Origin of the sequence: Candidatus Magnetominusculus dajiuhuensis, assembly GCF_046044395.1 — a bacterium.
Taxonomy (GTDB): Bacteria; Nitrospirota; Thermodesulfovibrionia; order Thermodesulfovibrionales; family Magnetobacteriaceae; genus Magnetominusculus; species Magnetominusculus dajiuhuensis.
The window spans coordinates 1-6,850 of the sequence record NZ_JBJUSG010000162.1; the positions used below are offsets into that span (position 1 = coordinate 1).

The window sequence follows — 6,850 nt, forward strand, 5'->3', positions numbered from 1 at the left end:
ATAGGACATTTCTATTTTGGTAAGAATAGGACATTTCTACTTTGGTACGACACCCTGTCCACGGGAGTGTTTACTATATGGAAATAAATGTGTTACACTGACGCCTGTGAAAAAAATATATTGCGCGCGGCCAGCGGAATGATATGGCTGCCACGCTTCAAGGAGCATGAACTATGAAAGTTAGCGGCGCTGAGATTGTCGTAGAGTCGTTGAAGAAAGAGGGGGTTACGCACATATTCGGGTATCCCGGCGGTGTTGTCTTAAACCTCTTCGATTACCTCTATGACGCAAAAGGTATTAAGCTACTTCTTACACGGCACGAACAGGGCGCCACACACATGGCGGACGGTTACGCCCGCTCAACCGGCAAAGTCGGCGTGGCGCTGGTTACGTCCGGCCCGGGCGCTACAAACACCGTAACGGGCATCGCCACGGCCGCAATGGACTCCATCCCCATCGTGGTTTTAACTGGTCAGGTTCCCACTATGCTTATCGGCAATGACGCCTTTCAGGAGGCGGACATCGTAGGAATCACACGCCCGTGTACAAAGTACAACTATCTGGTAAAAAACATAGACGACCTTGCCGACACTATCAGGGAGGCGTTTCATATCGCTTCTACCGGCAGGCCCGGCCCGGTGCTTATTGACCTGCCACGTGATATTTCAGCCGGAATGGGGAATTTTAACTGGCCGGAGAAAGTCCAGATTCGCAGCTATAACCCGACCGTAGAGGGTAACAGGAAGATGATTGAAAAGGCCGCTGAGGAGATTGCCAAATCGAAAAAGCCGGTGATTATCGCAGGGGGCGGCGTAATCCTCTCCAACGCCTCGGAAGACCTCAGAGAGCTGGCCGAGTTAACACAGATACCTGTCACTACCACCCTCATGGGGATAGGCAGTTTCCCGTCGGTACATCCGCTGTCTTTGGGGATGCCCGGTATGCACGGCACATATTACGCTAATATGGCAATTCAGGAGTCTGACCTTATAGTGGCGGTAGGCATGAGGTTTGATGACAGGGTCACAGGCAAGATTTCGGCCTTTGCCCCCAACGCCACTATCGTGCATATAGACATTGACCCCACGTCAATCAGAAAAAATGTGCATGTGGATATTCCTATCGTAGGGGATTCGAAAAATGTCCTTACGACACTGAATCAAATCGTTAAAGCCGGGCAAAAGACGCAGTGGGGCGAGATAAGAAAGGCATGGCTTAAGCAGCTCGACGATTGGAAAGAACTGAAACCTATGTGTTACAGGTACTCAGATACGATTATAAAACCCCAGTTCGTAATAGAAAAACTCTACGAGGCCACCGGCGGAGACGCCATAATCACCACAGAGGTGGGACAGAATCAGATGTGGGCGGCACAGTTTTTTAAATTCGACAAGCCGCGTACGTTTCTGTCATCCGGGGGGCTGGGCACAATGGGTTATGGATTCCCTGCGGCAATAGGCGCCCAGGTTGCATTTCCGGATAAGACCGTTATTGACATAGCCGGTGACGGCAGCATTCAGATGAACATACAGGAGCTGGCCACGGCGGTAGTCTATGAACTCCCCGTAAAGGTGGCAATCCTCAACAACCGCTACCTCGGCATGGTCAGGCAGTGGCAGGAGCTGTTCTTCAAAGAGAGATACTCACATAGCCATCTGAACACGGTGCCGGATTTTGTCAAGGTCGCCGAGGCATACTCGGCGGTGGGGCTGCGCGCCGAGAAGCCATCAGAGGTGGAGCCGGTAATCAGGGAGGCGCTGAAGACTAAAAAACCAGTATTCATGGACTTCGTGATTGATTGGAAGGAGAAGGTATTTCCGATGGTTCCCGCGGGTGCGGCGATTGACCAGATGATGTTCGACGAGGAAGAACCGAAAAAGGAAGCCAGGCATAAGAAACTTAAGGCCGTTAAATAGAGGAGCTGTTATGAGACATACGATATCTGTGCAGGTAGAAAACAAGTTCGGCGTACTTTCAAGGGTTGCCGGGCTTTTCAGCGGACGCGGCTATAATATTGAGAGCATCTCCGTTGGGGAGACCCTCGACCCTAAGATCTCCGTAATGACTATCGTCACAAGGGGAGAAAATCAGATTGTCGAGCAAATCAACAAACAGTTGAATAAGCTGATAGACGTGATAAAGGTACAGGACCTATTTGATGTTGACCACGTTGAAAGAGAGATGGTACTGATTAAAATAGCGCCGCCGCAGGAGCAAAAGGCCGAAGTGCTGCGGCTTGCCGAGATATTCAGAGGCAGGGTAGTGGACTCAAGCCCCAAGACCTATACGATAGAGATAACGGGGGATGAGAAAAAAATAGAGGCATTCCTTGAGCTTGTCAAACCGATGGGTGTGAAGGAGTTCGTCCGCTCAGGGAAGATTGCCATAGCGCGGGAAAAATCCAGGGCATAAACGGCAGTTGATAGGCTCGAAAGACAGACATGGAACTAATATATGAATTGGAAAGGCAAAAAAGTCATAGTAACCGGTGCCTGCGGCTTCATTGGGAGCCATCTGGTAGAGACCCTCGTTGGTCTGGGGGCATCGGTTCGCGCGTTTGTCTATTATAATTCCTTCAACTCATGGGGATGGATAGACACATTTGACGAGGAACTAAAAACAAAGATAGACATTTACTGCGGCGACATCAGAGACGCCTATAACGTCAGAGACGCCCTTGAAGGCATGGACATAGTCTTTCACCTTGCCGCGCTGATTGCCATACCGTATTCCTATATCGCCCCCGGCTCATACGTAAAGACCAACATAGAGGGGACATTGAACATCGTTCAGGCAGCGAAGGATTTTAATACACAGCGTATTATTCACACATCCACGAGTGAGGTATATGGCACGGCCAGATACGTCCCGATAGACGAGGGGCATCCGCTTCAGGGACAATCCCCCTACTCAGCGACAAAAATCGGCGCTGACGCCATAGCGGAGAGTTTCTTCAGGGCATTTGGGCTTCCAGTCACCATCGTGCGGCCATTTAACACATACGGGCCGAGGCAGTCGGCACGCGCCATAATCCCGACAATAATTACGCAGATTGAGGCCGGGGCGAAGAAGATAAAATTAGGCTCTCAGCACCCCACAAGGGATTTTACGTTTGTAAAGGACACCGTATCGGCCATGATTGCCCTTGCGGAGACGGAGGCGTCAATCGGCACAGTGACAAACATCGGCTCGAATTTTGAGATCAGCATAGGCGGTCTCGCCTCAAAGATAATGGAATTGATGGGCGCCAACCTAACCATAGAGTTCGACGAAAAAAGGGCAAGGCCGTCAAACAGCGAAGTGGAAAGGCTATGGGCGGACACCACGAGGCTTGCCGCAACAGGTTGGCAGCCCTCCTATTCACTTGACTCTGGCCTCAGTGAGACGATTCAGTGGATAAGAAAAAACATCAACACATATAAGGCCGACATTTATAATGTCTGACAAGTGTTCCTCCCCGCGCAAAAAGGCCGTGATAATGGCCGGTGGTGCAGGTGTGCGCCTCAGGCCGTACACGTTTATCCTGCCCAAGCCCCTGCTGCCCGTTGGGGAGACAACGGTGCTTGACCATATTGTTGATTGCCTCAGGGCCTCCGGCTTCGGCGATGTCTACATCTCCGTGAACTACAAGGCACGGGAGTTTGAGGGATGGCTTGAGAGCCGCAAGGCGGACGGCATGACGGTGCGCCTTTATAAAGAACCCAGAAAACTTGGCACGGCAGGCTCAATTGGCATCATCAGGGGGCAGCTTACTGAGCCGTTTTGTGTCGTAAACGGGGATTTGATAATGAATGTCCCCCTTGATAAGATGTACCTGCGCCATATGGAGACAAACGCGGACGTCACTATCGGCATAAAAGGCTATCAATTCACTATTCCCTATGCCGTTGTCAGTAAAGACGGCGATGGGCTGTTAGAGACGATAACAGAAAAACCCTCGTATGATTTCTTTATAAACGCCGGTATATATGTATTGAGCCAATCCGTGTTTAAGCACATACCGGAGGACGACCCGCTTGACATGCCTGAGCTGATAGACGCGGTAAGAAAAGACGGCGGCCGTATCTACGTCTATGACATTGGTGAGCGCTGGCTTGATATTGGACGCATCTCGGACTACGAAAAGGCCGTAGAGCTGATAAACCAATGGAAGGCGTAACAAGCGTACTGGTAACGGGAAGCGGCGGGTTTGTGGGACGTGCCCTCGTGAAAAAACTGAGGGAAAACGGCGCTGATGTCGAAGAGTTTGATATAACAGACGGCCGAGACGCCACAGATTTTAAGTCATTTAACGCGCTGAAAAGAGTTGACACCGTGGTACACCTTGCGGCTAGGACATTCGTCCCCGACGCGTTTGAAAACCCCGCCCGCGTGTATCGGGAAAACATAGGCGGTACACTAAATGTCCTCGAATATTGCCGCCTGAATTCGATAAAGAAAATCGTCTACGCAAGTTCCTATGTCTATGGAAGGCCAGAGCGGCTGCCGATTGACGAGAGGCACGCTACCGGCATTCAAAACCCCTACGGCAGGAGTAAACTAATCGGAGAGGCGCTCTGCAGAGGATACTACGAGGACTACGGCATAGTTCCTGTTATCTTCAGGCCATTTAATATCTACGGCCCGGGACAGGGCAGGGACTTTCTGATACCCTCATTAATAAGACAGTGCTTGTCCACCTCGGACACCATCGTGGTGAAAGACCTGTTGCCAAGGCGCGACTATGTCTACATAGACGACGTGACAGAGGCATACCTGTACGCCGTTTTCAATTATAAATGCACATCTCCCGAAATATTTAACATAGGCTCAGGGACAAGTTACTCTGTGCGTGAGTTAATAGATAGACTCCAAAGTATCTGCCGCACTGACAAAAAAATAATATCAGAAGGACAGGCGAGAAAAAACGAGATCCCCGACTGCACGGCAGACACTGATAAGATAAGCAGGGCCTTTGGCTGGACGGTGAAATGCGGCATAGACGAGGGCCTGAGGGAAACTGTTTCAAAGGCGGCACCGCTATGATGAAAATAAAGGTATTTTTTCTCATCCAAACCCTTGACACAGGCGGGGCGGAGAGGCAGTTGATAGAGCTGGTAAAGGCGCTCGACAAGGACAGGTTTGCAGTAACTGTGGGGGCGTTTTACGGCGGCGGGGCGTTTCAATCAGAGCTTGAAGGCGTCAACGGTGTTCGTGTCATGTCCTTTGGCCAAAGGGGCAGATGGGACCCTGTGCCAATTTTTCGTATATTGAAAGAGGCACTCAGAATAAGACCAGATATAGTTCACGGGTACATGGGGGTTGCAAATGAGATAGCCGCTCTGGTTGGAAGGGCGGTTGGGGCAAAGGTGGTATGGGGGCTGTTGTCGTCGGACATGGATTTTTCGTTGTATCATTGGGTATCGGGGTTTATGTTTAAGGTGGGGGCGGCACTTTCGCGCGTACCGGATTTGATAATAGCCAACTCGGAGGCTGGCAGGAGGCATCACACCTCCAGCGGCTACCACGCGGCGCGCATGATAGTCATCCATAACGGCATTGACACCGAACGATTCAGGCCGATAGAAGGCGCTAAGCAGGCGCAGAGGCGGCAGTGGAATATCCCCCAGGGGACGAAACTAATCGGAATATTCGGCAGGCTTGACCCGATAAAAGACCACCGGACGTTTTTGCAGGCGGCGGCAATCCTGAGCGCGCAACGCCCTGATGTGCGATTTGTATGTGTGGGGTCGGGCGAAAAGGAATTCGCCCAGGGCCTGAAAAACGAGGCCAGTGAGGGCGCACTTGATGGTAAGGTCATCTGGGCCGGCTGGGTGGATGACATAATCGGGGCATATAATGCGATGGACATAGTGGCGTCGTCGTCAATAAGTGAAGGGCTGTCAAACGTTATCTGCGAGGCGATGGCCTGTGGTGTGCCGTGTGTTGTTACGGATGTTGGGGATTCAGGGTTGATTGTAGGCGGCACGGGAGTTGCTGTGGCAAAAAAAGACCCGGCCGCTATGGCAGAGGCATGGAATACGATGCTGAATTGGCCGGAGGCTAAAATGTCTGAGTGCCGCACCATGGCGCGCACCAGAATCGAAGACTTTTTTAGTGCCAGACAAATGTCGGCAAAGACAGAGGCCGCCCTTATAAAACTGGTCGGAGTTTAGCCCCGTACGCTTGAAAGTTTTACTATAAGTCTGGCAACTTAATTTTTTGTAGCTCAACTTTAACGTATGTTATGAATATGTTAGAATTTTTAGTTTTACTAAATCTTCTTCTGTCCAACATGCTTGCTCTTCAATGATAGCTTTTAATGTTTTTATGTTAAAAGTTCTCCCTGGGGTATGATAAGGAATAGTTACTTTTCTCCCATCTGGATGAAAATAGCGTTTATGGCTTCCTTTTTGATGACGCAAATAAAAGCCATCCTTCAAAAGCGCACTTACAATATGTTGAGCGTTAAGGCTGCGAAGTCGTTTGTAGTCAAGAGGCATGAATTAGCCTGAGACAGCTACTTTAACTTCCACATTAGAGTATATTTTAACATCTTCTTCAGGTATTTGCTTACCATCCTCAATTAGTTCTTCTACTATCATTTCTACGACTTCCTGAATATTTCTCAGAGCGTCTCCCTGAGTGCTTCCGCAGGTTGAGGCTCCCTCGGCTCTTAGAATAGGACAATAGGCAAACCATTCGTTTTCGTCCGGCTCAACCACAACGGTAAAGACATAAGTTTTGTCTTTATTTAGTTTTATCGCATGATTGGTCATAATGTTATCATACCACACACTGTCAATAATTGGGAAGTGCCCAAGCTCCGATATAGAAATTTGCACCTATTGATAAAAGGGTTTTTGAAAGC

Annotated in this window: 8 protein-coding genes; 6 read left to right on the forward strand and 2 right to left on the reverse strand. The window is 49.9% G+C overall.

The annotated features are described in order from the left end of the window. Positions 1 to 173: 173 nt before the first annotated feature. Genes ilvB through AB7D94_RS15745 form a run of 6 tightly spaced genes read left to right on the forward strand, consistent with a single transcriptional unit; the run spans position 174 to position 6,155 of the window. Positions 174 to 1,916 (forward strand): biosynthetic-type acetolactate synthase large subunit, encoded by a 1,743-nt coding sequence (gene ilvB, locus AB7D94_RS15720; RefSeq protein WP_420266944.1) that lies wholly within the window; start codon positions 174 to 176, stop codon positions 1,914 to 1,916. A 10-nt stretch (positions 1,917 to 1,926) separates the two neighbouring features. After that, complete coding sequence (gene ilvN, locus AB7D94_RS15725; RefSeq protein WP_420266945.1) at positions 1,927 to 2,412, forward strand: acetolactate synthase small subunit; 486 nt, start codon at positions 1,927 to 1,929, stop codon at positions 2,410 to 2,412. A 42-nt stretch (positions 2,413 to 2,454) separates the two neighbouring features. Then, complete coding sequence (locus tag AB7D94_RS15730; protein ID WP_420266946.1) at positions 2,455 to 3,444, forward strand: NAD-dependent 4,6-dehydratase LegB; 990 nt, start codon at positions 2,455 to 2,457, stop codon at positions 3,442 to 3,444. Next, positions 3,437 to 4,159: a sugar phosphate nucleotidyltransferase gene (locus AB7D94_RS15735; RefSeq protein WP_420266947.1), complete on the forward strand. Its 723-nt coding sequence runs from the start codon at positions 3,437 to 3,439 to the stop codon at positions 4,157 to 4,159. The genes AB7D94_RS15730 and AB7D94_RS15735 overlap by 8 nt, the downstream gene beginning before the upstream one ends. Continuing rightward, entirely contained in the window at positions 4,147 to 5,025 is an 879-nt protein-coding gene (locus tag AB7D94_RS15740) for an NAD-dependent epimerase/dehydratase family protein (RefSeq protein ID WP_420266948.1), read from the forward strand. Before AB7D94_RS15735 ends, AB7D94_RS15740 begins: the two co-directional genes overlap by 13 nt. After that, positions 5,022 to 6,155, forward strand: a complete 1,134-nt coding sequence (locus AB7D94_RS15745; protein ID WP_420266949.1) for a glycosyltransferase — start codon at positions 5,022 to 5,024, stop codon at positions 6,153 to 6,155. Before AB7D94_RS15740 ends, AB7D94_RS15745 begins: the two co-directional genes overlap by 4 nt. A gap of 69 nt (positions 6,156 to 6,224) precedes the next feature. Here AB7D94_RS15745 and AB7D94_RS15750 read toward each other — a convergent pair whose 3' ends face one another. Both AB7D94_RS15750 and AB7D94_RS15755 read right to left on the reverse strand, forming a co-directional pair. Next, positions 6,225 to 6,482 (reverse strand): type II toxin-antitoxin system HicA family toxin, encoded by a 258-nt coding sequence (locus tag AB7D94_RS15750; RefSeq protein WP_420266950.1) that lies wholly within the window; start codon positions 6,480 to 6,482, stop codon positions 6,225 to 6,227. A 3-nt stretch (positions 6,483 to 6,485) separates the two neighbouring features. Then, complete coding sequence (locus AB7D94_RS15755) at positions 6,486 to 6,758, reverse strand: type II toxin-antitoxin system HicB family antitoxin (RefSeq protein ID WP_420266951.1); 273 nt, start codon at positions 6,756 to 6,758, stop codon at positions 6,486 to 6,488. Positions 6,759 to 6,850 lie beyond the last annotated feature (92 nt).

Excerpts from the sequence above, each read along its gene's own strand:
- ilvB (WP_420266944.1), top strand. The coding sequence starts at position 174 with ATGAAAGTTAGCGGCGCTGAGATTGTCGTAGAGTCGTTGAAGAAAGAG.
- ilvN (WP_420266945.1), top strand. The coding sequence starts at position 1,927 with ATGAGACATACGATATCTGTGCAGGTAGAAAACAAGTTCGGCGTACTT.
- AB7D94_RS15730 (WP_420266946.1), top strand. The coding sequence starts at position 2,455 with ATGAATTGGAAAGGCAAAAAAGTCATAGTAACCGGTGCCTGCGGCTTC.
- AB7D94_RS15735 (WP_420266947.1), top strand. The coding sequence starts at position 3,437 with ATGTCTGACAAGTGTTCCTCCCCGCGCAAAAAGGCCGTGATAATGGCC.
- AB7D94_RS15740 (WP_420266948.1), top strand. The coding sequence starts at position 4,147 with ATGGAAGGCGTAACAAGCGTACTGGTAACGGGAAGCGGCGGGTTTGTG.
- AB7D94_RS15745 (WP_420266949.1), top strand. The coding sequence starts at position 5,022 with ATGATGAAAATAAAGGTATTTTTTCTCATCCAAACCCTTGACACAGGC.
- AB7D94_RS15750 (WP_420266950.1), bottom strand. The coding sequence starts at position 6,482 with ATGCCTCTTGACTACAAACGACTTCGCAGCCTTAACGCTCAACATATT.
- AB7D94_RS15755 (WP_420266951.1), bottom strand. The coding sequence starts at position 6,758 with ATGACCAATCATGCGATAAAACTAAATAAAGACAAAACTTATGTCTTT.